The following is a 1,545-nucleotide window of genomic DNA, read 5'->3' as shown; positions in this document are numbered from 1 at the left end:
CGATTTAGGTGAAAAACTCGACCTACTACATCTTGTGTTTCGCCGAGACGCTTCCGCTCAGACCGCTGTTATCGCGGCCAAAGGCAGTGTTTTTGGATGGTGGCCGTTCAGCTCATTTCTATCCTCAGCAGGGGACCATTTTGGCAAGACGTTTTAGGTTCTGGGCGGTGGCGGCGAGGAGGAATTCTTCGTTTGCTCCTTTGAGGCCTCGGAGCCGGAGGCGCTTGAAGCCGAGATGTCGTTTCAGATGGGCAAACAACATCTCCACCTTCTTTCGTCGTCGTCGGCTCTCGTCATAGGCCGCTGTATTGCGCAGATCGCGGACCGTCTGGCGGGCCTCTTCGTCCATGTGTCGCGTGACGGTTCGGAACGGCGCATCGGTGCAGGCCTTCTTGATCGGACATGCGCCGCAAGTGTCTTTCCCGGCGGAATAGCTTTTGATCCGGTCTGCCTGCTTGATCCGGCGCAGCGGCATTTCATGGCCTTCAAGGCATGTGTAGCTGTCGCGCTCCGGGTCATATTGGAAATGGCTGAGGTCGTATTTGCCCTTGGTCTGATGCTGGCGATCCAGCACCGGCACATGCGGTGTGACTTCGCGCTTCAGGAGCCAGGCAAGGAACGGGCCGGTGCCGTATGACCCATCTGCCGCCACCCTGTCGGGATAAAAGTCGAGACGGTCCCGGCTGCGGTCGAGCATCTTCTTGGCCGCAACAATCTCTTGGCTGAGCCGGGCGGGTGTGGCCTCGACATCGACGATGATGCCGTGATCCGTGTCCACCAGGTAATTGGTCTCGTAGCTGAACCGGCCAGGGCCGTCCTTCAGCGACCATGCCGCCTCCGGATCGGTCTCCGAGATATACTTGGGCGGCTTCTTTCTCGGGCCGGATTGCGCTGCCCCATCGGCGTCAGCCAGTTTTGCCAGATAGTCGGCAACCGGGCGCTGCACGTGGTCCTTTCGAGACCAGATTTTCTGAACCACCTCCGGCGCATCCTTGCGGTCCCGGTTCGCGTCCGCCTCGATGGTGCTGCCATCGATGGCCGCGTCGGTGCCGCCGACAATGCCAAAGCCTATGCACTTTTCGACTACGCTCTCGAAGAGGCGACGCAAGACATCGCCATCGGCAAAGCGCCCGTGGCGGTTCTTGGAAAAGGTCGAACGGTCCGGCACGCGGCCTTCCAGCCCAAGCTTGCAGAACCATCGGTATGCCAGATTGAGGTGAACCTCCTCGACCAGCCGCCGCTCAGACCGGATGCCATAGAGATAACCGATCAGCAGCATGCGCAGCATCAACTCGGGATCAACAGAGGGGCGTCCTGTGTGACTGTAAAGCGTGGCCAGCTCCTGGCGGATCGCGTCGAAGTCCAACAGCCAGTCGATCCGACGCAACAGGTGGTCTCGCGGGACATGATCCTCGATCCGAAACCGATAAAAAAGGTTCTCCTGCGCCTCCAGACGTCCCATCATCGCCTGATCCTCCCTGCCGATAAGGCAAGTGAATCAGTCGGTTGGGTCTCGATCAAGGTCAGAGTTTTTCACCAGCATCG

The 1,545-nt window shown here is 59.3% G+C and carries 1 protein-coding gene; it reads right to left on the bottom strand.

What is annotated here, in order from left to right:
* Window positions 1-124 precede the first annotated feature (124 nt).
* Window positions 125-1,465: an IS1182 family transposase gene (locus ACMA5I_RS15915; protein ID WP_525887262.1), complete on the bottom strand. Its 1,341-nt coding sequence runs from the start codon at window positions 1,463-1,465 to the stop codon at window positions 125-127.
* Between the last annotated feature and the right edge of the window lie 80 nt (window positions 1,466-1,545).

The sequence above is a fragment of the Jujubicoccus corallicola genome, from assembly GCF_047345645.1.
Classification (GTDB): Bacteria; Pseudomonadota; Alphaproteobacteria; order Rhodobacterales; family Rhodobacteraceae; genus JBLEFH01.
Note: the sequence above shows the minus strand (reverse complement) of the source record. Positions and strands in the feature narration are given on the sequence as shown.